General features: G+C 61.8%; 16 protein-coding genes and 2 pseudogenes. 5 read left to right on the top strand and 13 right to left on the bottom strand.

From position 1 onward, the window contains the following. Window positions 1-510: 510 nt before the first annotated feature. Both NKJ12_RS12395 and NKJ12_RS12390 read left to right on the top strand, forming a co-directional pair. Window positions 511-702, top strand: a complete 192-nt coding sequence (locus tag NKJ12_RS12395) for a DUF6494 family protein (protein ID WP_023679340.1) — start codon at window positions 511-513, stop codon at window positions 700-702. 154 nt (window positions 703-856) lie between these two features. Next, window positions 857-1000: pseudogene (locus NKJ12_RS12390) on the top strand (AAA family ATPase); the annotation flags it as partial. Here NKJ12_RS12390 and NKJ12_RS12385 read toward each other — a convergent pair. From NKJ12_RS12385 to NKJ12_RS12365, 5 genes are all read right to left on the bottom strand, one after another. Further along, window positions 999-1277 carry a hypothetical protein gene (locus NKJ12_RS12385; protein WP_352702913.1) on the bottom strand — a complete coding sequence of 93 codons (279 nt, stop codon included), beginning with the start codon at window positions 1275-1277 and terminating at the stop codon, window positions 999-1001. The pseudogene NKJ12_RS12390 and the gene NKJ12_RS12385 overlap by 2 nt on opposite strands. Then, window positions 1277-1723 (bottom strand): hypothetical protein, encoded by a 447-nt coding sequence (locus NKJ12_RS12380; protein ID WP_352702911.1) that lies wholly within the window; start codon window positions 1721-1723, stop codon window positions 1277-1279. Before NKJ12_RS12380 ends, NKJ12_RS12385 begins: the two co-directional genes overlap by 1 nt. After that, window positions 1720-1920, bottom strand: coding sequence for a hypothetical protein (locus NKJ12_RS12375; protein WP_352702909.1), 201 nt, complete (start codon window positions 1918-1920; stop codon window positions 1720-1722). Before NKJ12_RS12375 ends, NKJ12_RS12380 begins: the two co-directional genes overlap by 4 nt. Window positions 1921-2118: 198 nt before the next feature. Continuing rightward, complete coding sequence (locus NKJ12_RS12370) at window positions 2119-3213, bottom strand: S-adenosylmethionine:tRNA ribosyltransferase-isomerase (RefSeq protein ID WP_352702907.1); 1095 nt, start codon at window positions 3211-3213, stop codon at window positions 2119-2121. After that, entirely contained in the window at window positions 3210-3932 is a 723-nt protein-coding gene (locus NKJ12_RS12365) for an SDR family NAD(P)-dependent oxidoreductase (protein WP_352478390.1), read from the bottom strand. The genes NKJ12_RS12370 and NKJ12_RS12365 overlap by 4 nt, the downstream gene beginning before the upstream one ends. An 85-nt stretch (window positions 3933-4017) precedes the next feature. On the opposite strand from NKJ12_RS12365, the gene soxR reads away from it, so the two are divergent. Continuing rightward, complete coding sequence (gene soxR, locus NKJ12_RS12360) at window positions 4018-4452, top strand: redox-sensitive transcriptional activator SoxR (RefSeq protein WP_127862987.1); 435 nt, start codon at window positions 4018-4020, stop codon at window positions 4450-4452. A gap of 1030 nt (window positions 4453-5482) precedes the next feature. On the opposite strand, the gene NKJ12_RS12355 is transcribed toward soxR, so the two are convergent. Then, on the bottom strand, window positions 5483-5995 hold the full coding sequence (locus NKJ12_RS12355) for an OmpA family protein (protein ID WP_352647462.1): 513 nt from the start codon (window positions 5993-5995) through the stop codon (window positions 5483-5485). A gap of 10 nt (window positions 5996-6005) precedes the next feature. Beyond that, the gene (locus NKJ12_RS12350) at window positions 6006-6665 is read right to left on the bottom strand and encodes a L,D-transpeptidase (protein WP_254817044.1); all 660 of its coding nucleotides are present in this window, start codon (window positions 6663-6665) and stop codon (window positions 6006-6008) included. Between the two features lie 582 nt (window positions 6666-7247). On the opposite strand from NKJ12_RS12350, the gene NKJ12_RS12345 reads away from it, so the two are divergent. Then, entirely contained in the window at window positions 7248-7499 is a 252-nt protein-coding gene (locus tag NKJ12_RS12345) for a hypothetical protein (protein ID WP_352506255.1), read from the top strand. A gap of 81 nt (window positions 7500-7580) precedes the next feature. Here the strand turns inward: NKJ12_RS12345 and NKJ12_RS12340 are convergent. Beyond that, window positions 7581-7759, bottom strand: a pseudogene (locus tag NKJ12_RS12340) (FAD-dependent oxidoreductase); the annotation flags it as partial. 93 nt (window positions 7760-7852) lie between these two features. Further along, window positions 7853-9184 carry a PQQ-dependent sugar dehydrogenase gene (locus NKJ12_RS12335; RefSeq protein ID WP_352506256.1) on the bottom strand — a complete coding sequence of 444 codons (1332 nt, stop codon included), beginning with the start codon at window positions 9182-9184 and terminating at the stop codon, window positions 7853-7855. Between the two features lie 396 nt (window positions 9185-9580). Between NKJ12_RS12335 and NKJ12_RS12330 the strand changes: the two genes are divergently transcribed. Further along, the gene (locus NKJ12_RS12330) at window positions 9581-10540 is read left to right on the top strand and encodes a DMT family transporter (protein ID WP_352506396.1); all 960 of its coding nucleotides are present in this window, start codon (window positions 9581-9583) and stop codon (window positions 10538-10540) included. Window positions 10541-10690: 150 nt separating this feature from the next. Here the strand turns inward: NKJ12_RS12330 and NKJ12_RS12325 are convergent, their stop codons facing one another. The 4 genes from NKJ12_RS12325 to NKJ12_RS12310 are packed head-to-tail and all read right to left on the bottom strand — an operon-like array spanning window position 10691 to window position 22923. Further along, window positions 10691-11416, bottom strand: coding sequence for an ABC transporter ATP-binding protein (locus tag NKJ12_RS12325; protein ID WP_352478380.1), 726 nt, complete (start codon window positions 11414-11416; stop codon window positions 10691-10693). Continuing rightward, window positions 11416-12564, bottom strand: coding sequence for an ABC transporter permease (locus NKJ12_RS12320; protein WP_352506257.1), 1149 nt, complete (start codon window positions 12562-12564; stop codon window positions 11416-11418). The genes NKJ12_RS12325 and NKJ12_RS12320 overlap by 1 nt, the downstream gene beginning before the upstream one ends. Then, entirely contained in the window at window positions 12561-13697 is a 1137-nt protein-coding gene (locus NKJ12_RS12315; protein ID WP_352478377.1) for an efflux RND transporter periplasmic adaptor subunit, read from the bottom strand. Before NKJ12_RS12315 ends, NKJ12_RS12320 begins: the two co-directional genes overlap by 4 nt. 58 nt (window positions 13698-13755) lie before the next feature. Further along, window positions 13756-22923 carry an SDR family NAD(P)-dependent oxidoreductase gene (locus tag NKJ12_RS12310; protein WP_352702905.1) on the bottom strand — a complete coding sequence of 3056 codons (9168 nt, stop codon included), beginning with the start codon at window positions 22921-22923 and terminating at the stop codon, window positions 13756-13758. Between the last annotated feature and the right edge of the window lie 88 nt (window positions 22924-23011).

The following is a 23011-nucleotide window of genomic DNA, read 5'->3' as shown; positions in this document are numbered from 1 at the left end:
GTTTGGAACATCCTAATAAAGCGCCACAGGCTTTTGGGGTTGTTTCGGCGCCGCGCCGCAGGCTGACCTGTCATGCAGGAAGCAAGCCCACCTGCACCGGCAGTCGCCGCGCCGGTCATCGACACCTTAAGAATTTCCGGCGAGACAGCGCTTGGCCTGGCTCACGTTGTGCCGACCCGCAATTTATCTCACCACGATCTTCTTTGATGATCTTTCCTCCCAATCGTACCCAAAGAAGCGCCGAGTGCTGATCAGATCGATTTGAGGTACTCGATCAGATCACTCTTTCCCTGGTCGGTCAGAGCAAGGCCGAGATGGCCGTCATAGTGCTCCTTCTGCGCAAGACGTCGATCGGTTCCACTCCTCCTGCCAGGGGTCGATCAAGTTTAAGGACCCGACGTCTCCTCCCGGCTCCAGGTCTATTTCTATAAAACCGTGCGTCACACCGTCCTGCTTCCTTGATCCCTTGCCTTCCCTTACAATCCCTTCCGGATACAGAGGAGTTCCGCCATGAGCGAAGACGCCGTCAACATGTCGATCCGCAAGTTCCTGAAGGAAGTCGGCGTCACCTCCCAGCGCAAGATCGAGGAGACGGTGCGCGAAGGGCAAATCGGAGGCAAGAAGCTGAAGGTCCGCATGACGCTGACGGCGGAAGGCACCGGCCTCAACCACGTGGTGGACGGCGAGATCGAACTTCCATAAGCGGGGCGAAGCGACCTAGCGAAACGGCCGAGGCGGCCGAAAGCGTCGAGACGGATCAGCGGTTGGAATGGCGTCTGGCCGGGTGGATGTAGTACCGCTCACCCCACGCTCTTGCGACTCTGACGGAACGCGAAACACCGACCCTTTCCAGTCGTTGGTTCAACGAATCTATGGAGGCGCCCGACGAGGATATGCGGTTGTCGAGGAACCGGGCCGACGTATCGTCGCGGAGGAACTTGATCGGAACGGCGATGTGCTACCCTGGGTTGATGCGGCGGCGTTCGCCCGCCGCGCCGTTACGTGAAGCGGCCGGCGACCGTCTCCAATGCCGGTTGCCCGTTTGAAACTCGAGCGCCGCCGCAGCATCGATTTGATCTGTCGCCGGCGCGCAGCCTCTCCAGCGCCTCCCATTCGCCATGAACCATTTCCAAGGCTGGCAGGCTAATTTCGATGGGGCGCACCTCGTCCACTCTGGCGCCCGATCCCATATCGCTTTGCCCACAACGAATGGTCCTGTCATCGCGGCCAGCGTAGTCGGCCGCTGATTTGATATCCCGCAGTTCATCGGGCCGCATCAGGACGGATCGAGGAGGCGCCCTGTTTCTGGCGCTGTTTTGACAGGGAGCGCCTTGGTCATTCGGCCCATCTCGCTTTTTTGTCGCGGCTGCAAAGACGGCCGGACCATATTGGCAGCGCTCATCACTGATAGAGGAACGGCGGCACCCCGCTCGCCCGATATCAGGGAACGATATCGCGCCCCATGTATTAGAAACTGATGGACACTATGGAACCCCACGGCCACGGGATAGCGGCCGATATTTTGACATCGGAAGTTGCCATTGCCAGGCAGCGCATCCATCGGACCGAGCTCGCGCTTCAACGCACTGAAGAAATGCTGGCCAAGAATCTCGCGCTGCGCAGCAGGATACGAGCTGCGGTCGAGGCCGCAGACCGCTTGGTGAAGATCGATCCCCCCAGCTTTGAACGGCGTCGCCCAGGTTGAACTGGGCCGGCGCTTCATTCGTCGCGCCCCACCGGCCACCGGCGCCACCACTCAAGCACCGCGGCAACCATGTCCACAGACGGCGAGCGCGGTTCATCGTGGGCGGACTGGTGCTCGGCCAGGAACCGATCGTCGTCCATGCGGCCGATGGCTTCAGCGACGTGGGCCAGCGGTTGGTCGATCCAGGCCGCGGCGGAGCGATCGGTCGACGTCATGCCGACGGCTCGGTGTCGGGAATGCTCGGGGCGGCGGTGGGTAGTGGTACACTCGCCGGAAAGGTCGGCAATTGGCGCGTTGTGCCGGTTCGGAACCGGGTGGACCTGGGGAGAACCGTCAATCAACCTTCGGTCTGTTACACTTCTCCGAAGCTGACGTTCGCGGTGCGGCCCGGAATGCCACCGAACCTGCCGACATCATAGCCACGCCTCGAGTAGAGGCTTCGTCTCGAGCACCTCGGCACGGTTCTGTTCGCGCGATAGAAGCGGCGGTTGGCGATTGAGCAGCATGGAATCGCCGAATTCATGCGCGCGGTATCGATACGCGGTGAAGGCTGCGGAGGCCTTAGCGAGCAGAGCATCGTCGGCAAAGGCGCGCAGGAGCTCGAAATGGCTTTCGCCGGGCTGGTGGACGCCTGTGAGAATCGCATCGACCACGCGAAGCCGCGTGCCCCGCGCGATGCGCCCTGTCGCAATGCCATTTCCGGCACGCACATTGCCGCCGGGATTGGCGGCTGCTTCAAGTGCGCGCACTACGCTTGTGCCGATCGCAATGATGCGGCTGCCGCGCAGCTTCGCCCGCGCGACCTGCGCCGCGGTGCGCCCAGGGATGCGGTATGGCTCGTCGAAGGGAAGGCGCGAGTCGAGCGCGGGATCGCCGGTGGAAGACACGCCCGCAGCATGCGTGAGTGTTGCAAAGCCAACGTCGTGCCGACGCCAGGCTTGGAGCGTGCGCCAGTCGAGCGCGAAGCCTGCCGACGGCGCCTCGAACGCGACCGGCCCGGCGGCAATCTTCGTCCAAACATCCCACAGTGCCAACGGCTGGGGAACATGCGCGTATTGGATCGGCCGGCCGTGCTGCGCCAGTCCTGCAAGCACCGCTGCGCGGTTGCCTGGGAAGTGCAACTCGAGAAGGCGTGGATGGTCGAGAAGGCGCTCGACGACGGCGTCAAGCGAGCCGAGCCGGAGGCGATCGCCTGGTGACAGCGGAGGTGGAGGCAGCCGGTCTTCCGTGCGCGTGCGGTGATCGCCCGAGCCGAAGGCAATCGCCACGAAACGGGTTGGATCGGGAAGTGACAGCCAGCCCGCCAGGCGGATCTCGATCGCCTCACCGCTTGGGACATGCGTGCCGTGCAAGCTGGCAGGCAAGGTCGCGGCGTCATTGGCGACGACCTGATCGCCGGGACCGAATAGCGTCGCGATTCCAGCGCGCGGCAGGTCGCGCATCGTGCCGTCCGCCTCGACGACCAACAGCCTGGCTGCGCGCCGATCGGAACGATCGGCGGCAATCATGCGCATGCCCCGGCGTGAAGCGTAGCGCGGACCTGTAACGCGTCGATCATCTTTTCGATGATCTCGGCAGCAGCCAGTTCGGGGCGTTTCAATGTAGACGGATCGGCGTCAGGAAGCGCTAGCGCGTGCAGCGGGGTGTCCATGTCGCCAGGGTCGGGTGCGAGGAGCCGTATGCCGTCGGCTTTCGCCTCCTCCTCCCAAATCGCCGTCAGATGGGCAAGAGCGGCCTTGCTCGCCCCATACGCGCCCCAGCCGGGATAGGCGTTCACCGCCGCGTCGCTGGAGATGTTGATCACCATCGCGCCACGGCCCTCGCGTGCGGACGCGGCAAGCGCACCGAACAGGGCCTTCGTCAGCCGGAACGCGCCGACCAGGTTGACCGCGAGCGCCACTTCCAGCTCCTCGCACTCAGTATCGGCGAGGAGCGCCAGAGGGACAGGGCCGAGGCTCGAGGCATTGTTGATCAGGACGTCGAGCCCGCCGAGGCTGGCAGTGACCTGTAGTGCGATCGAGTAGGTGTCCTCCTTCTTGCCGACGTCGCCGACAATGCCGTGCGCGCCCGTCTCGTCAGCGATGCGTTCGACATTCGCGGCGGTGCGAGCGACGAAGGCCACGCACGCACCCTGCGCGGTCAGCTGCCGCACAAGCGCCATTCCGAGCCCGGAGGTGCCGCCCGTGACCGCCACGCGAAGTCCTTGAAGATCAATATTCGACTGCATTGCCGGTGCTCCTTCAAGCTTTATGGCCCTTGCTACAAGTTCAAGTTAACTTGAAGTCAAGCGGGAATCGTGCTTTCGTTCATGCATGGATTCCATGCTGACCATCACCGACGTGTCGCGGCGCAGCGGCGTCGCCTCATCGGCCCTGCGCTTCTACGAGGAGCGCGGGCTGATCGCGTCCGAGCGGGCCGGCTCGGGACACAGACGCTATCCGCGATCCGTGCTGCGCCGGATCGCCTTCATCGTCTTCGCGCAGCGAATTGGGCTGACGCTTGAGGAGATCGGCGCCGAGCTCGCCAAGTTGCCAGCCGATCGCGTGCCGTCGCGTCGGGATTGGTCGCGGTTGTCGGGCCAGTGGACTAAGCGCATCGACCAGCGCATCGCCGAGTTGCAGCGCCTGAGGTCCGGGCTTACCGAGTGCATCGGTTGCGGCTGTCTGTCGATCGACCGGTGTAGCCTTGCGAACCCTGCCGATATGGCAGGACGCAAGGGGCCGGGGCCGAGGTATTGGCTGGGGTGAGTTGGCAGCGTGCCTGTCACTATTGCAGGACTCGGCAGCGCAAGACTTCGCCAAGTGCGAGACGCTGCGGCCCGGTAAGGTTCAGCGGCGGTATTGTTCGTCGCTGACTTTCTCCATCCGCTCGACGGCCTTGCCATCAAGTGCTTGCGTCGTCCTGCCAGACGGTCGTTCCTTCTAAAAACGCGGCTGCATTTCAGCAGGCCAAGCGAAATAAGGAAATACGTCGAACTGCTCCGGGTGCGGCAGTCATCAACCTCTTCAGTCCCGCCCGAAACGTTTGAGTATTGGAGCCGTTGCGCGTTGGCACAGGCTGATCGGATTGATCCGGCGGTTGGGGAACCTTTCTTGCGGCAACGAAGGACGAAGATGGTGTTTAGGCCATCGGTAATGGTAGCCCGTTCAAAATTTCGCCAATCGTTGGTTGATCGCCCGAACGGTACTGCATTCGGTACCGCATGACCCAAGGCTTTACGTTAAGTATCCGAATTTGTCAGCTTTTTCGGCGCAGTTCGTCCCATCCATCATCGTCGAGTTCGTGGTTGCTCGATCTCGATTTGCTGTCAGGCCGCTTGCCAACGATAGCAAAAAAGCGCCCCCTCAATAGTGGGTGTCGCGATGTAGCGGTCTCCCACTACCAAGAATTTCTCAAGTAAACTTGACAATCGGCTAGCCCTTAAAGCTGGCCGATTGTGTTTCGCGCCATGTTGCAAGCAGCTACCGGTGATTTGCAAGGATTTCCTGCGACACTCGGCAAATCCACGCGACACGCGCGCGACATGGATTGACCTTTTCAGGAACCGGCTTCGAAACTGGCCCTGGCAGCTTGGTTCCTTTCGTTATGCTTGCCACCAAGGCTGCGGGCGTATCCCAGCGATCCGCAACAGCGTTATCGCCGCACACGGGGCGCTCCCTTCAATGTCCGCTCCAAAGTGTCGGCATTGAGTTTCTGTATGACTGCCCTAGGCGCAAAGCAGCCATGCCGCCGTCGTATGTGAGACTCTGCTTCGGGTGACAAGAAAAACAGCAGCCTCTACGACTCGTCCCTCTCATCGCGCAAATTGGACACAACGCGGCGGTTCTGCGACCTGCAGGCGGTGTCGGGGCAGTCGCGGACGAGCCTGTCCTTGCCGTAGCCCTTGGCCCACATGCGGTTGCGGTCTATGCCGCCGGCGGCGAGGTAGTCCATCACCGCATCGGCGCGCTGCTGTGACAGCGCCATTTCACTTGCGCCGGGATCGTCGGCGAAACCCTGCAGCTTGAGCAGCCAGCGCGGATGCTTTGCTAACCAGGCGATCTGGGTGTCGAGGGTGGCCTTGGCGACAGAATCGAGCGCGGCCGAACCTTGCGTGAAATAGGTGCGGCGGCCGACATTGAGGATAAAATCCTCCTCGCTGCCCGGCTGCACGTTCTGGAAGCCGGCAACCTCGGTGTTGGTGATGTCAGGCGTGGAAGGGGCGAGCGTGTTGCTGGTCGAGCAGGATGCGACCAGCATCAGCAGGCCGGCAGCGAGCAGCCGGCGCGTGTTTTCAATCATACGGTTCATGAGGCGCCAATCATTCGACAGTGGTGGAAGCGGGCGCCTGGTCGGCGATGTGCGGCAGGACCTGCACCGCGGTGCCGATCGGGCAGCGCTGGTAGAGGTCGATGATGTCTTCCGGGAACATGCGGATGCAGCCGCTGGAAGCGTCGGTGCCGATGCTCCATGGCTCAAGCGTGCCATGCAGGCGGTAGCCGGTGTCAGCGCCGTCGCGGTGCAGATAGAGCGCGCGCGGCCCGAGCGGATTGTTGGACGCGCCGCCTGCGATCATGGGCGGTAGTTCCGGCCTGCGCTTACGCATTTCGGGGGGCGGGACCCAATCCGGCCACAGCGCGCGGCGGTCGATCGTCGCGCGGCCGTACCATTTGAAGCCGTCCTTACCGACGCCGACGCCGTAGCGGATGGCGGTCTTGTTTTCCATGATGACGTAGAGGAAATGGTGGCGGGTATCGACCACGACGGTGCCGACCGGCTCGCTGCTGAAATACTTGACGATCTGGCGATGCCATCTCTTGTCGATCTTGGCGAAGTTGGTCTTGCGATAGACAAAATTGTTGTCGCTGGCGGTACCCGCGAAAAAGGATTTTGCCGCCGCGGCTTGAGCAATATTGCTGGTTGCACCCACCGCGACCAGCGCCAGGCCGCCGAGCACGACACCCCTGCGTGACAAAACCATCGGCAATATCCCCCATGCCAAAAGCCTAGCTCAACCATAGTTGAGAATTACTTCGCCTCAAAGTGGAAAATGCCGCGTTGCTGCAGTCCGCCGGAAGCGGACTGGCGGGCGGTGAACAGATGCCATTCCAGCACTCCGCTGTACGCGCCCGCCGGTGCCGCAACGAAGCTGCGCCGAGTTAGCCTTGAGCACGAATGTGCATGACGGAGACGAGCCAAATCCCGTCGTCGACTTTGGTGATTCCGAGCCTCTGGCCGGCGAGCGTTGCGCTTGAAGCAGAGCGGTCGCGCTATTCTGCCAGCCTCCTGCATAGCCGCATTCCGTCGCGATCGACTGCATCGCTCTCAGAAGGCGCCCGGCGGCGGAAACGGCTAAAACGCCTGCTTTTTCGCCGGCAGCTCAGCCGCTTTCCGTCGAAGGGTGAACCCGTTGCCTAGTCCGAAATGGTTACTTGCGCTGCAGCTAATGTAGTCACATTCTTGGGCAGTCGGAAGCCGCATGGATCGGCCAGGCGCGAGTAATCTCTTCGCCGGCGTCTCAAGGCAGTCGACCACACGTTTGCGGTGCTCTAAGGGGGAATCAATGAGATTGGCGATTATTTGTGCGGCAATGGTGATTGCCGTATCCACCGCCGCCGTTGCGCACGAGAAAAAGAGGCTGGTCAACACAGCGTCGGCCTGCGCCGACCTGTCGCGCAGCACGATCAAGAAAACCAGGGAAACAAAGCTGGATCGCAGTTCAACCGGAACTGTCTCCAGCGGGATTTCGAAAGACAAATCGGAGCCGCGCCTGGGCTATGAAATGGTTAATCCTGCAATCATATCTATCTATTAGCTGCGGAAAAGCAGGCAAGTCTATCGGCGTCCAGGCTACGCAGGCTTGATCCTGCGGGACAGAAGTTGCCACTGCCTGCGCTCAATGTTTGATGCGGTCGCGCAGTGCGTACCAAAGCATGCCGAGCACGTGGAGCGGGCCGCTCAGCGCCGTGCCGCCGGGGAACGGCAGCGTCGACAGGATCACCCCTTGCCCGAATAGCCATGCGCAAAATAGACCTCGCCGTAGCGGCCGACATGCGGCAGGCGCGGTGTCGTCAACTGGCATTTGCATCGAGTCGCAGCCGAATGAAGTCATATCGGGCGTGGCGCTGTAGCCGAAGGCTGAGGTCGGAATCAGAAAGGCACCTGCGCTCAACGGCCATTCGCCCGGCGGACCCGCCAGATGACATTACCGACGTCGTCGGCGACGAGCAGTGCGCCAGTCTGATCGATAGCTACGCCGACCGGACGGCCCATCGCCTCGCCATTACGCCCGATGAAGCCAGTGAGCACATCTTTCGGAGGGCCGCTCGGTTTGCCACCACGGAACGGCACGAAGATCACCTTGTAGCCGCTATGCACGCTTCTATTCCACGAGCCGTGCTGGCCGACGAAGGCGCCGTTGCCGTAGGCCGGACCGAGCCGGGCGCCTTTGGAGAAGGTCAGTCCCAGCGAGGCGGTATGAGAGCCCAGGGCGTAGTCGGGCTTGACCGCCGTCGCCACGAGATCGGGGCGCTGCGGCTTGGCGCGTTCGTCGACGTTCTGTCCGTAGTAGCTGTAGGGCCAGCCATAGAAGGCGCCGTCACGAACCGAGGTCATGTAATCCGGCACGAGGTCGTCGCCGATCTCGTCACGCTCGTTCACGGCGACCCAAAGCTCGCCAGTTTCAGGATTCCAGGAGAGCCCGTTCGGGTTGCGCAGGCCCGAGGCGAAGACCCGAGTACGACGGCTCGACCGATCCACTTCAAGGACAGCGGCGCGGTTCTTCTCCGCGGCTATGCCGTTTTCTCCAACGTTGCTGTTGGAACCAACGGTGACATAGAGCTTGCGTCCATCCGGACTTGCGATCACGTCCTTGGTCCAATGATGGTTGAGGTCCCCGGCCGGCAAGTCGATGATCTTTTCCGGCGACGTGCTGACTCGGGTCTGGCCGTTGGAGTAGGGGAAAGCGACGAGTGCGTCGGTATTCGCGACAAAGAGCTTGCCTTTGGACAGCGTCATGCCGAACGGCGAATTGAGGCCTTCCGCGAACGTCGTTCGCACATCCGCAATGCCGTCGCCATCAGTGTCGCGCAGGAGCGTGATGCGGTTGGCGCTTTTGGTTGCGGCGCCGGCCCGCTTCATAGCCAGGTCCATGAAGACCTTTCTAAGACTGAAGCCTTCGTCATGCTTGGCAGGGGCATTGGTCTCAGCAACCAGCACGTCGCCGTTCGGAAGCACATGCAGCCAGCGCGGATGGTCGAGGCCGGTAGAGAAGGCGTTCACTGCCAGCCCCTTCGCCGGGGTCGGCATACCTCCTTTCTGCCAGCCTTTCGCCTCGGCGATGTTAACAGTCGGGATCAGCGTCGGTCTTGGTTTCGGTAAAGTGGGGTTGGGGCCATAGCCGATTATTGCCTCGGCTTTTTGCGCCGGAATGCCAGCGCAGCTCGCCATGACGGCTCCCAACACCGCTACGAGTACGCTTCCTCGGAAGCCGGCATGCATCGGAAGTCCTCCGCATGGATTTGCGTCGTGCTCTTTGTGTAAACGGAAATCAGTGGCTTATTCTTCCAATTGCTTCGAAACAGCGGCGCGTGATCCGAGGGCCAGGAATTCGCGACAGATCTGCTCTCGGTAGAAATATGGCGCGAGGAGATTGTGGCAACCGCCCGAATATCTGTCGCGCGATATGAATCTCACATTCGTATCGCGCGAAATCGATACGGCTTGCGCTTTTCGGTATCGAGTTGCTCATGGGCCAACATGCGTTGGAATGGAACGAGACCGTGAACGGCGGGACCCACAATGACCCACCGATTGCACTGGCTGGTGAAACAGCTGTTGTCGCTGCTTAGCAAGGCGCTGCAAATCTGCTAAAGTCTGCGGTGGGAGGAGACGGATATCCAATCGCTGCCGATAGCACATCCAAGTGTAGCGAAGGCGAGACCCGACGCATCACTCCCGCTCGCCTATTCTCTCGCGACGCTCTGCTGGCTCCTGTCGGCCGGCGTCTATATCGCCGCCAAGTGGGTTGCCCCCGAGATGCCGCCTTGGGCACTCTGCTTCTGGCGGCTGACGCTTGCCTGCGCGATCCTGCTGCCTATCGTCCATCGTCATCACGGGGCGATGCTCGTGCTGATCCAATCCCGGGTGATCGAGGTGCTGGTCATCGGCGCCATCGGGCTAACCTTGTGTCAGGGCATGATCTACACGGGCCTCAACTACACCAACGCGACAACCGCCGGCATCATCATGGCGCTGTCGCCGATCATGACGATGGTGCTTGCCCGCTTCGTGCTCGGCGAGCCCCTCGGTGTCTGGAAAGCGCTTGGAGCGCTGGTCGCTCTGGCCGGGATGGTGGTGATCGTGGCGCGCGGCGACCTTGCCGCGCTGATGCAGCTGCAATTCAATCCCGGCGAGTTGTGGATCGTCGGCAGCGCCTTTTGCTGGGGCCTTTACACCGTGCTGCTGCGTCGCGCCAAATTCGCTATCGAGCTTCTGCCGATGGTGGTCCTGCTGCTGGGAGCCGGCGCGCTGGCCGCACTGCCCCTTTATCTCTGGGAACTGTTTTCCGGGGATCGTTCGGCGCTGCATGCGAACGGCCTGCTGGCCCTCGCCTATGTTGCTGGCCCGGGCGGCGCCCTGATGTACTATCTCTACAACCGTAGCGTCGAGACGCTTGGCGCCGGGCGCGCCAGCATGCTGCTCTATCTGCAGACCGCCTTCGTCGCCGTTCTCGCTTATCTGTTCCTCGGCGAAAGCTTGCACGACTACGATCTCGCCGGCGCCGCCCTCATCATCGCCGGCCTGCTGCTCGCCACCGCGATCAAGCCGAGGCAGCGCACGGTGCGTGTCGCGTAGTGAACCTCAGCACCGCCGCTTCGGCCAGTAACTCGTAAGTCTTTGACAGTCTTTTCGGCCGGTGCGGCCCATGACATTGAAGGCGGCGCGTGTTGGATCGCGATAACATCTTCTCTGCGGAAATACCGCCATGGCCGCGTCGAGCGGTGATCAATGCCGTTCAGCCATCATGCCAAAGGGAGACGGCTCTCGTGCCCGCCCATCCTCGAGCTCGAGCATCGAATCGAAATAAGTCTTCCAGCGCGTATCGTGGGTCACAACGCAGATCGCGACATTGCGGCTGTCCGCCAGATGCCTAAAAACCTTCATCACCATCTCCGCCCGTGTACCATCCAGTGCGGCGGTAGGTTCGTCGGCTAGAATAACGGTGGGATCGTTTGCCAAGGCCCTGGCGATTGAAACGCGCTGCTGTTCGCCGCCGGAAAGTTGGGAAGGATAATTGGAGCCGCGATGTTCGATGCCCAACGCGGCGAGAAGCCGGCTGGCTCGCGCCTGCGCCTGCTGGCGACCGACATCGTTGACCTGCATGGCGATGGCAATGTTTTCGGCGGCCGTGAGAAAGGGGATCAGGTTCGCTTTCTGGAACACAAACCCAAGATGGGTCCGCCTGAAGGCTCGTAGCTCGTTGAGCTTCGCACCGGGACGCGAAATCACCTTGCCGTCGAACAGGACCTCTCCCGTGGTCGGTGTCTCCAGCAGACCGGCGATCATCAGCAGCGTCGTCTTGCCGGAGCCGCTGGGCCCGACGATGCCGGTAACACTGCCGGGGCTCAAGGTCAGCGAACCTGCCGCCAACGCGGTGACCGGCGAGCCGCCGCTCTCGTAGACCTTGCTGGCATTCCGAACCTCCAGCGTGGCGAGGCGGCGCTTCGACATCAGGCCAACACTTCCTGGGCACGGACCGCGAGCGCGCGACGAATCGCAAACCAGCTGGCCGCAAGGCTGAGTGCCATCAGCACGAACGACAACACGCCAAGATCGGATTCGGTCATCAGCACAGTTCTCGGAAATCTCGGATAGATCGTAAACGAGATGGCTATGGCCAGAACGAGGCTGCAAAAGCCGATCAGCCCCGCCTGCTGCGCAATCATGCCGATGATCACCCGGTCACGGGCGCCGATCAGCTTCAGAAGTGCTATCTGCGCGACCTTCTCGATTGTCATCGTATAGATGGTCAGTGCTATGACGGCGCAGCAGATCAGCAGCGTCATCGTCGTGAAAGCCAGGATCTGGACGCGGAGCTTGCCGAGGCGGCCGTCCAGTAGAAGCGTTTCCTGGTCCTGCTGCGTGAGGACCTCGACGTCGCCCCAGCGTTTGATCGAGTCACGCACGACCTCCTTGTCAGCGCCCGGGAGAGTTTCGACGATGACCGCAGCGACACTTCCGGTCTCGTCGCCGAGACCCATGCGCGTCTTGCCCTTGGCCGCACGGTTGAGGAGGATCGCCTCGCTGGGCAGCAGTCGGTTGATGACCTGCGCGTCCGGGATGGTGACGAACAACAATCCGTCGCCACCCATGTCGACCTGCCCGGACGACACGCCGACAATCGTATAGCTATCTCGTCCAAGCCGGATCTCGTCACCCACAACCAGGCCTAAAGTCTTGTCGGCTATGGCCTCGTAGCGATTTGATTGGAAGTACCGGCCGGCGATCAACGGTATCCAGCTGCCACTGTCGCTTGGATAGTCCACACCAGTGACGGACATTCGCAGCGGAAGCCCGTCAATTTCGAACTGCTGGTTGTATTGGATGAACCGGCGCGTTGCCGCCACACCGGCCACACCGGCCACGCGGCGATCGAGATTGGCCGGTACGGCGGAGGATTCGGCGAACGGTCCGGACTTTCCCCCTTCGACGACCCAGAGGTCGGCACCAATGCCGTCGATCACGATCAAGGCTTCGTAGACGATGCCGCGATACATGCCCAGCATGCCGATCGTCGCCGCCATCAGCAGGCCGACGCCGAAAACGGTCAGGATGAACCTCAGCAGGTTATGCCTGATATCTTTGACCGCGAGATTCACCTGCTCAATGCCTGGAGGTTAACCGCTTGGTACTGGAAGCGGCCTGTCGGACTGAGCACGACATCACCGACCTTTAGGCCGCGCGTGATCTCGATATCGGTGCCGCTGGAGTAGCCCAGCGAAACAGGAGCCCAATAGGCCCGCCCGTCATGTGCAATCCAAAGACCCACCCGTCCCTGGTTTCTCGCCAGGAATCGCTGTGGCACCGCGATGCCCGGTGACGGCGATTCCGCTTGGATGGTGACGCTTGCACGCTGACCCACAGCCCAGTTCGCCGGCACCTCGCGCAATTTAAGATCGACCGTGAACTCGCGCGTCTCTTGATCGACCTGCCGGCCGATCCGCGCAATGGAAGCAGCGTAGGGCCGTTGCGGATCCGATGAGAAGGTGACTTTGGCTACTTGCCCCGGCCGAAGCGACCCCATCGCGGATTCGTCGAAGCGCGCCATGACCAGCAATGACGTCGGGTCGACGATCTGCATCAGTTCGACGCCCGGAGAAAGCAGGTCTCCCACCGTGCGGCTGCGGGAAACCACCACCCCATTGACAGGCGAGCGTATCGAGGTTTCGCCGAAACGGCTCCGTATCTGCTCGACCTCGGCGGAGGCGGCCGCGGCCTGGGCCTTTGCGCGCTCGATGCTAGCGGTCGCTCGCGCCAATGCGGCCTCGGCTTGCTTCTGGGTGCCTTCGAAGAGGTCGAACTCGGCCTGAGAAATCGATTTGCTGGCGAGCAGGCTCTTCCTGCGATCCAGATCTGCCTTTGCAGTACGGGCGGCGATAACCAGCCGGTCACGCTCCAATTCGGCCTCGCGCACGCTCTCCGCCGCGGCCCGGTCGTTGGCGACCGCTGCGGCAAGCTGATACTCGATTTCAGTCGCGTTTAGCGTGGCGAGGATATCGCCGGTCTTTACCTCGTCATTCCGGTCGACGCGAACGTCGGCCAGGAATGCCTGGATCCTTGCCGTCACGACGACCTGGTTGGTTGCACCAAGGAGGCCGGGTCCGGCGATTTCACGCGCGATCAGCCTTCGCTGGGCGACATAGGACTCCACCTGAGCAGGCCAGATATACCAACCAGAAAAGAGCCCGACTGCCGCCAGAACGGCAAACAAGATTAAGATGAAGCGAATCACGTGCCTTTTACCTGCACCGGCTTCCACCGGCCCCGCTGACCCCTGAATCGACGCATCACTATATCGCCGCCTGCTCGGCTGCATCGACCGCCGGTTGCCCAGCCAACAGTCGTTCGATGACTTCCCTCAGGATATCTTCTGCTTCTGCACGGTCATAGCCCAATTGGTCGAATATCAAGGTCAGACCAAGACCGTTCGCGGTCGGAAAGGTACGCAGATCCATCTCGCTGGTACGTGGTTTTTCTCGTCGCATGTCAGGCAGGGGCGTCACTTTGAACATGCCGAGATCAAGTTCGCCACCGGCATGGGCCCTTTGAAGGGGGGCCGACTGCGTGGCGCGTGTCCATCTGTCGACTGTTTGGGTGCCGGCGACGAAGAGGGAGGTATAGGAGCCCTTGGCCACGACTTCGTCATGCACGTCTCCGAAGTAGTTCGAATCCATGAAGGGCGCGAACTGGATAGCCTCTTCGATCCCTTCTCCGAGCGAACCGGCTAACGCTTCGATTGTCTCGAACCGAGACAGCCGCGCACGCACAGGGACGTCCGAGGCGACGAAATTGACATAGTTCTCCAGCCGCCGGTCGTGGCGCAACGCTGCTGGAACCTGCATCACCATATCGTCCACGCCGCCGCGCGACCCGATGGTCTGCGCAAAGGCCGCGATGATCATGGCCGTTTCCGTCGTGCCGGCTGCCCTGGCACGCTTGCGCAGCGCATCCTGCTGGTCGCTGGCTATCGAGAGCGTCACGTCCTCGCTAAGGCTGCAATCGATCAGGTTGACATTCGTCCGGCGGCCTTTCGCCTTGCGCCCGAGATTGGGAATTTGCGGCAAGGGCTCGGCGAATACCTTGCGCAGGAATGCGTCGCGCCGTTCGAACGAACCAGGCTTTCCGACATGGTCGAAATCCCGGATGAATCGGTCGATACTCATTTCCACCGGATCAAGAGGCAGGCCGAGATAAGCCTTGACTGTTTCCTCGACGATGAGGCCGAGGGAATAGCCGTCAACAACGAGATGATGTGCCTTGGCGACGATAAGGTCGCTCTCGGAGCCGAACCGGATGACGGTGACACGGAACATCGGCGCCTGGATATCTATGCCTTCCTGCGCGAGTTCGGTTGCGCGCTCTAACGCTTCGGATTCGTCGGCGACTTGCTCGACCCTGAAGAAATCGGTCGGGGTCCTTTCCAGATACGCGCCGTATCTAGCCCCCTTGCGGAAGAACCGGGTACGCATCACCTCGTGTCGCGCCATGACCGTTTCGATCGCCCGTCTGAGACGATCGGCGTCCATTTGCGGCCGGATCTTGAACTCCTTGCTTACAATGAATGCGGCACGCGCATGCGAAGTCGCGTCTGGATGTTCCTGGAAACGCAGTAATCCCAATTGCGTGCTAGTTACTGCTATCTCTCTTTCGACGTTGGGCACGCCGTTGAGCGGTGAGCGCTCGACATCCTGGCCTCCACTCGGCTGACCGGACCACTCGCGCAGACTCCAGCCCATTGCGATGGGCACCAGGCGGCCTGACGTTTCGAGCTCGGAGGAAAGCTCGTCGAGAAACTGATCGAGTAGCAACCGCGCTGCTGCTTCTTCGACAACGTCGAGATCCACGGTCAGCCGGCAGACAACGCCGGCTTCGCTGGTCGCTACGGACAATTGTATCTCGTGCGCGGATGCGGGGATCGCATCGAGAGGATGGTCCAAGGCGGCGAGCGCCGTAACTTGGCTACGGTCGAGAAAAGCGAAGCCGAATTGGCGCAGCGAAACATGGCGAATGCGCAGATCTTCTTCGAGCGCCAGTTCCAGAGACGACGTATCCATTGACCGATGCGCGTGGCCGTTTGCGTCGGCACGCTCGACCTTCCTCAGCAGATCGTAACCGAGTTCATTCATGGCTCGCAGGACAATCGGATAGGACCCATCCAAGGGGCCTATCAATCCGCTTGGTGCTCCCTGCCCGCGCTCGCTATACCAGCGGTCGACGACGATTGATTGGAGCGAGAGGCGGCTTGCCAAGGCCTTGGCATAGGCGGCCAGAAAGCGCGCGGCCGGCAACTCCGATCCCGACGCGAATGCTGCTGCTGGAAGCGTGATCTCCAGCAACCCGATACGGCCCCTGTTGGTTCCCATACCGACGGGAGACGCGGCACGACTGCGGCCGGGGATCGGTGCGATCGCAGGCGCGTGGTGAAGTATCTCCTTCCAATAGGCGAGGTCGCGACGATACTCGCTCGATCCGGGCATCGGATGAGCTGCGCGCGCGTAGTCGGTAAAACTAGGCCCTGCTTCGACCGCTTCTGCTTCGTCTTGCACAAGCTGCGCAAGCAAAAGATGAACCGACAACGTGTCGGCAGCCGCGCGATGAGCCCGGATTTGTAGATCGTGACCGCCATCCTGCCGCTGCCACGCGCCGATCCGCCATAGCGGACCAGGCAGCGCCACATCGCCCAAACGACCGCCCGGCGAAAGCACTTCAACAATCGGTTGAGCCTCGAAGCCGATCTCCACGGCGCCGGACGCCGATATCGCACCGGTCATCCGGAGCGCGTCGTGTCGCTCGACCAGTCGCGCCAATCTTGTCGCAAGCGCGGCCAGCGACACGCCAGGCTCAATACTCGTCTCGACCAGGATCTGATTGTCCGCCTTTGCGACCGCCGACGACATCGGCAGTCCATCCAGCATCATCGCATTGACCTGGCGGCCAAGAGGTCGGAAGGCTTCCTGCGCTGCAACGCCATCGGAACTCGCTTGTGCGGCCAGGACCTGCAAGGCGGACGCCTTCAGTTTCGCCTCAAAAGCGGAAGCAACGAGGCGCGACAGTCCCGCGATCGTCGGCGCTTGCAGGAACTTGGCGACAGGGATGTCGACTTCGACCTGAGCCTCGACGCGGTTTTTCAGTTCGAACGATGAGAGGGAGTCGAGACCGAGCTCACTGAGCTTGCGGTCATCCGCCAAGGCGCTTGCCTCGACCTTGAGGACTTTCGCCACTTCGCGCCGGATCATGTCGGCGAGCAGGTCGTCCCACGCCTCGCGCGGCGCGGCTGCAAGCTCGGCCTGAATGCGAGACCGCCCTCCGGTTCTGTCTCCAAGCAGCGGCGAAATCCTCGGATTCGTCGCTGCGCCGGGGTTCGTGCGTGCGATCGCAGCCCAGTCGATATTGGCAAAGCCGAGATTCTCCGATCTGGCGCGCACAAGATAGGACAGGGCCGCCGCCGCTTCAGAATCCTGAACCGGCTTGATGCCTACGCTATCGAGATAGTTGGTCATTGCTTCCGACCTGGCAACGAATCCACTGCCGGCGATCATGCCCCAGGCGGTGGACGAGCCGGCCAGGTTGCGACCCCTGCGGTACGTGGCGATTGCGTCCAAAACAGAGTTGGCCGCTGTGTAGTTGGCCTGCCCAGACGAACCGATAAGCTGCGCGATCGACGAGAAATTCACGAAGAAATCCAGCGGAATATCGTGTTCGACAACGGCGACATGCAAGTTCCACCCGCCGGCTATCTTCGGCCTCAGCACGCGGTCGATCTTGCCTGCATCGAGCTGCGAGACGAAAGCGTCCTCGATCACCGCGGCGCCGTGCACGATGCCGCGCAGAGGAGCGTCACCCCCAGCATATTCGCCGATCAGCCTGCCGACGGCAGTAGCATCGGTCACGTCCAGAGCGGCGCGAACGATGCGCGTGCCACGTTGCTCCATGATCTCGATGGCCACAGCCGCTTCGGCAACTGGAACACCGCTTCGATTGGCAAGGATGATGGTTCCCGCGCCTTTCTGACTGAGCCACTCGGCGATCGCAACGCCAAATCCCTTGAGCCCACCAGTGACGAGGTAGGAAGCCTGAGCGGAGACGGCGAACTGTGCGCCGAGGTCAAGTTCGATGTCCACGGAAGGTTCGTCGAAAGTGACGATCACCTTACCGATGTGCAGCGCTCGCGAAAGCATGCGCATGGCTTCTGCCGCGCGCGATGCCGGGAAGCGGGTCGCCTCCAGCGGCTTATAGACGCCGGCGGCAACCTTAGCCTCCACCTCCACCAGCAATTGCCTGAAGAGGCTCTCCTTCTCGACGGGGAGCGTCGAGAGATCGATGACCGAATAGGCGTTGTTGCGATAAAGCGAGCGAAGCCCGATCGGCTTGTCGTCGGCGAGATCGCGCTTGCCGATTTCGACCATCCTGCCGAAGGGCGCCAGGCACTCCAGACTCTTGTCGATGCCGTTGCCAGACAGCGCGTTCAGCACCACGTCGACGCCGCGGCCACGCGTAAGGGAACGCACCTCGTCGGCGAAATCGAGAGCGCGCGAGTTCATGACCTCATCCACGCCCCATGTCTTCAGGAAGGCGCGTTTTGTGTCGCTGCCTGCAGTGCCGAAGACTCGAGCCCCCACATCATGCGCGACCTGGATGGCGGCGAGCCCGACACCACCCGAAGCCAGATGGATCAGCGCGGTTTCGTCCTGTGCCAATCGGCCGATATGTTTGAGAGCGTAGTGAGCGGTAAGGAAGGCTGTCGGGAGGGTCGCGGCCTGGATCAGATCAATACCATCGGGTACGCGCATGGCGAGATCCGCCCGGAGCTTGGCGAAGCGTCTGAGGTAGCCCTTGCCCATACCCATGATGCGATCGCCGGGCTTGAGATTGGTCACCCGTTCGCCGACCCTGCGGACGGTGCCGGCGAACTCCAGCCCGAGATTGCGCCAGTATGCCTCGTCATTCTCCAACTCGTCCGGCAAGATGCTGGTGGCCGCCATGATGTCGCGGAAGTTCAATCCGACCGCGGCGACCTCGACCATGACCTCGTCTGGCGCCAATTCGGGATCGGCGATTTCGCGTAGTACGATGTTGTCGATGGTGCCAGGCCCCGTCATGGTGACGGCGAAGTTGGAAGAATCCCGCGCGGTCTCCAGCGTCCGCCGCAACGGCGCCACTTCGTGCAAAGCCAGTTGCTCCAGCCGCGGGACATAGCGTTCGGCGCCACGCAGGATGAATTCCGTCTCTGCGGTTTCCTCCAGCACGGCGCCCGAAATGCTCACCCCCGACTGCAACGATGTGGGATCCGCATCGATAAGGCGGATGCCCAAACCTTTGAACTCGTTTGCCATTGTGCGAGCAATGCCGATTAAGGCGCTCTCACTCAGGCCTGAAAGGCTCATCGGCTGGTCACCTTGCACAAGCCGGCTGCCGGACGTGACGACAACCAGTTCGGGCCGCTGTTCGGACGAACTGTGCAGCCGGTCGATGACTTTTCCAAGCGTGATCAATTGGTGCACGATAGGCGTGATCCTGGCGAGAAGCTCGTCCCCGCCTGCTTTGTCGTCGAGTTTTTCGGGGGTGGCGGCGCTGAACAGGATGCCACCTGTCCCACCCGATTTGGTCATGAATGCCCGGATCGTGGCGAGCGCTTCATCCGCATCGAGGTTCAGGAACGGCGCGGGGTTTGCGACCTCGACCGTCGCTCCGCGGCTAACCAGCTCAGCCAATGTCGCTTCGAGGCGCTGCGTTCCATCACCCACCACCAACCAGTGGGCGCAACGCAATGAGGGCGCTGCCGGTTTGGCTTCCTGCTTCTCGAAATGCTCCTCGAAAACACTGGAGCCCGAGCCGGCACCTTGCTTGGCCCTGCTGCTCCTGACCTTGCCCAGCGCCTTGGTCTGAAGGTTGTCGAGAACGATGAGCGGCTGCCCTTCCGGCGAGAACACGCTGAACCGAATCGAGTACGGGTCGAGACCCGGCTGGATGTCGACGATCACCTCGGGCGTCAAAGGAGCGCCCAGCAGGATCTTGCGGGCGCCGGTTGGCAGGCGCAACTGATACTGGGCCTTGTCTTCATTAGCCGGCGGCAGCGATTCACCTGGAACCCACACGCCGTCTCGATGCGAAGCCAGGCCGATGCCGGCCTGGAGCACCGCGTCCAGCAATCCGGGGAAGGCGAAATACTGCTTCGCCAAGTTGGGATCCTTGCTTGACAGCCTGGCAACCAGGCGGTCGCCGACAATGTCGAGTGCGTTCACCGACTGGAAATAGGGACCGTATTCAAGCCCGTGCCGTTCGGCGAGACGGTAGAATTCCGTCTTTTCGACAAGGTTCGGGCGATCCAGCAGCAGGTCGGCGGGAGCTGCTGCAAGTTCATATTTGTGGCTGAAGCCGTAAGCTTCGGCACGCGTCCTCCAGCCATCCTCCGAGCCTCGATGGAACGTGGCGATGCGCAGCCTGCTACCGACCGGATCGAACGTCGTCGTAAACAGTACGACGTCGTCCTCCGCGATGGAAAGCGCTTCGTACAGTTTGAAATCACGCAGTTCCACGGACTCAGAGCCGAAATGGTCGCGCAGTGCGGCCCCCATGATTTCGATGTAACCGACGGCCGGGAAGAGGCAATCGCCGCTGACCCGATGGTCAGCCAGGAATTTGAAGCCTCTGAGCGTGATTTCGTTCGTCCAGGACGGCCCCGCAGTGAAGTCGCGCCATCCAAGCAGTGCGTGCCGGGGTGCCTCGAACAGGAAGTTCTTGGTTTCCTCGGATGTATTCAGCAGGCGCTGGTTGTTCCAGGGTAACTTGGGAACGGCCACGTGGCCACTCAACGATTTCGGCCGGTTGAATTCGACGCCGGCAACATGAAGGCTGCCCTCGGCCCGCGCCAGCGTCCAGAAATCATCAGTTTTGCGATCGAGCGAGTTCACCGCGGCGGCGTCTACCCCGCGCTCCTGCGAGATGCCTCGGATGAGCGGCGTCAGCGTGCGGTGCGGGCCTATTTCCAGGAAAGTATTGATGCCGAAATCGAGGGTGAAATCCAAGGCCCTGGTAAAGCTGACGGGTTGGCGCAAATTGGCCCACCAGTAGTCGGCGTCGAACTTCGTCTCGAATATGCCGGTGACGGTCGAGATGATCGGCAGACGGCCTTCTTTCCAGGCGACCGGACCCAGTTCGCCGAGGAACCATTCCTTGCAGTCTTCCAGATGCGCGCTGTGCCATCCGAAATCCATGGTCATCCGGCGGGCCGTCGCATCGGGATAGGCTTCCGCGACCTTGGCCAGCACGCCAAGCACCGCGTCCTCCATGCCGGAAATCGTTTGCGCGATCGGGCCGTTGTAGGCGGCAATGACAACGCTTTCGTCACCGGGCAGCAAAGGTTCGAGTTGATGGACCGTCAGCCCTATCGTGGCCATTGCACCGCGCCGCTCGCTCTTCAGCGGGATGAGGCCGCGTTTGGCAATGATGCGAGCCGCCGTCTCGATATCGATGATACCTGAAACGTAGGTGGCCGCGACCTCGCCGAAGCTGTGGCCGATCAGAAGCTCAGGCCGCACGCCAGCCTTTGTCCAGCGCTCGTAGAGGGATATCTGCGTGGTGAAGATGGATGCCTGGGTAACGTCGGCATCGTTGATGCGGGTCTTTTTCTCGTCCCGCAGCATCTCCTCGACGGTCGACCAGCCGACCATCGGACGCAGCACTTCGTCGAACATCTCGGCGGTTCGGCGAAACGCACGGTCTTCCTTCAACAGGCGGCGCGCCATGGCCCACCACTGGCCGCCCTGGCCCGAGAAGGCGATGGCGAGCCGACGGTTGGATGCCCTGCCGGTGATGATGGTTGGCCCTTCCGCGCTTTGCTCGATGGCTCCCTTAGCCAATGCGCGCAGTTGGGTCTGGAGCGCGGCACGCTCCGGCTCGACGATGAGCGCAGCCCGTTGGGCGAAGTTATCGCGCGCGCTGCTCAAATGGGCGGTGATGTCTTCGACCGGGGTCTCCGCAAGGGAGCCTCCCTGCTCCAGCGCATCGGCTAGACGGCCGGCCCACAGTTCCAGTCCGGCCGTGCTGCCGGCCGAGATCGGGACGGCTATCGGATGGCCGGCTATCACCGGCCTTGGCGCACGGTTGGCGCTGGCGGACAACCCCCGCCATCCTTCCACGGCGATGGAGGCATTGGTACCGCCAAAGCCGAAGGAGTTGACGACGGCCAGGATCGGCCGGCCGTGGTGGTCGATCGGCGTCGGCTTCGTTGCCACAGCGATGTTGAGCGCGTCGAACGGAATGCTCGGATTCGGGCGCTCGAAATTCCGGTTCGGCAGCACGATGCCCTTTCCCGCCGTCAGCACCGTCTTGATGAAACCCGCAATGCCGGACGCCGATTCGAGGTGGCCGAGATTGGGCTTGAACGATCCGACATAGGCCGGTTTTGGGCGTGAATTCACACCGAATACGCGGCCGATAGCAGCCGCCTCGATTGGATCGCCGACCGGCGTGCCGGTTCCATGGGCCTCGACATAGTCGACATCGGCCGGATCGATGGCGGCGCCTTCCACCAGCGCCTCCAGCATCGCTTGCTGTGCTTCCCCGCTCGGAGACGTCAGGGTCGGCGTATACCCGTCCTGATTGACCATCGAATGACGGATCACGCCATAGATCCGGTCGCCGTCGGCAATTGCCCGGTCGAGAAGCTTCAGCAAAACGAAACCGCAGCCTTCGCCGCGCACGAACCCGTCCGCCCTTTCGTCGAAGGTGTAGATACCGCCGGTCGGCGAAAGCATGTTGGCGCTGGAGAATGCGATAAACGGGCCTGGATCGAGCATGCAGTTGACGCCGCCGGCGAGCGCCGTCTCACAGGTGCCGGTGCTCAGGTGGCGCACCGCTTGGTCGATGGCAACGAGCGCCGACGAGCATGCCGTGTCGACGGCGATACTCGGCCCTTTCAGATCGAAACGGTGGGATATTCGGTTGGCCGCGATCGAGAACGCCGAACCGGTGCCGGCAAAAATATCCCCACCACCGACACGTCCGCGGCGCAGGTTCTGCGCGAAATCGTTGGTCGAGATTCCGATGAACACGCCGGTGCGCCCGCGGCGCAGGTCGGCCAATGTGCGCTCCGAATCCTGGACGGCCTCGAAGGCCACTTGCAACGCCAGGCGCTGCTGCGGGTCCATCGTTGTCACCTCGCGGGGCGACATGTCGAAGAAACTCGGGTCGAAGCCGAAAACGTCGCTGGCAAGAAACCCACCCCAGCGCGTCCGCATCTTTCCCCGGGCATCGGGCTCCGGATCATAGAATGCATCGACATTCCATCGATCCGCCGGGATATCGACGATGCCGCAGTTCTTCTCCAAGAGAAAGTTCCAGTACGAGTCCGCGTCCTGGATTCCTCCAGGAAACCGGCAACCAATTCCGATAACTGCGATTGGCTGTGTTGACTCAATGACCTGCTGAGGGGCATCGCCCCCACGATGAATGTTCATGCCCAGACCCCCGCCTAGTATACACCGTGGGTTGCCCAACCCACGGCGCACTTACAGTCACGGCGTATTTAAGTGCATGTCCTAACGG

Origin of the sequence: Mesorhizobium sp. M0195, from assembly GCF_040322115.1 — a bacterium.
Lineage (GTDB): Bacteria > Pseudomonadota > Alphaproteobacteria > Rhizobiales > Rhizobiaceae > Mesorhizobium.
This window is presented reverse-complemented; position numbering and strand designations above follow the sequence as displayed.

What these genes read in the sequence shown, in the direction of transcription:
- NKJ12_RS12345 (WP_352506255.1), top strand. Translation starts at nt 7,248, where the DNA reads ATGAGATTGGCGATTATTTGTGCGGCAATGGTGATTGCCGTATCCACC.
- NKJ12_RS12350 (WP_254817044.1), bottom strand. Translation starts at nt 6,665, where the DNA reads ATGGTTTTGTCACGCAGGGGTGTCGTGCTCGGCGGCCTGGCGCTGGTC.
- NKJ12_RS12380 (WP_352702911.1), bottom strand. Translation starts at nt 1,723, where the DNA reads ATGAAGCGCCGGCCCAGTTCAACCTGGGCGACGCCGTTCAAAGCTGGG.
- NKJ12_RS12310 (WP_352702905.1), bottom strand. Translation starts at nt 22,923, where the DNA reads ATGAACATTCATCGTGGGGGCGATGCCCCTCAGCAGGTCATTGAGTCA.
- NKJ12_RS12335 (WP_352506256.1), bottom strand. Translation starts at nt 9,184, where the DNA reads ATGCATGCCGGCTTCCGAGGAAGCGTACTCGTAGCGGTGTTGGGAGCC.
- NKJ12_RS12395 (WP_023679340.1), top strand. Translation starts at nt 511, where the DNA reads ATGAGCGAAGACGCCGTCAACATGTCGATCCGCAAGTTCCTGAAGGAA.
- soxR (WP_127862987.1), top strand. Translation starts at nt 4,018, where the DNA reads ATGGATTCCATGCTGACCATCACCGACGTGTCGCGGCGCAGCGGCGTC.
- NKJ12_RS12385 (WP_352702913.1), bottom strand. Translation starts at nt 1,277, where the DNA reads ATGCGGCCCGATGAACTGCGGGATATCAAATCAGCGGCCGACTACGCT.
- NKJ12_RS12355 (WP_352647462.1), bottom strand. Translation starts at nt 5,995, where the DNA reads ATGAACCGTATGATTGAAAACACGCGCCGGCTGCTCGCTGCCGGCCTG.
- NKJ12_RS12375 (WP_352702909.1), bottom strand. Translation starts at nt 1,920, where the DNA reads ATGACGTCGACCGATCGCTCCGCCGCGGCCTGGATCGACCAACCGCTG.
- NKJ12_RS12325 (WP_352478380.1), bottom strand. Translation starts at nt 11,416, where the DNA reads ATGTCGAAGCGCCGCCTCGCCACGCTGGAGGTTCGGAATGCCAGCAAG.
- NKJ12_RS12365 (WP_352478390.1), bottom strand. Translation starts at nt 3,932, where the DNA reads ATGCAGTCGAATATTGATCTTCAAGGACTTCGCGTGGCGGTCACGGGC.
- NKJ12_RS12370 (WP_352702907.1), bottom strand. Translation starts at nt 3,213, where the DNA reads ATGATTGCCGCCGATCGTTCCGATCGGCGCGCAGCCAGGCTGTTGGTC.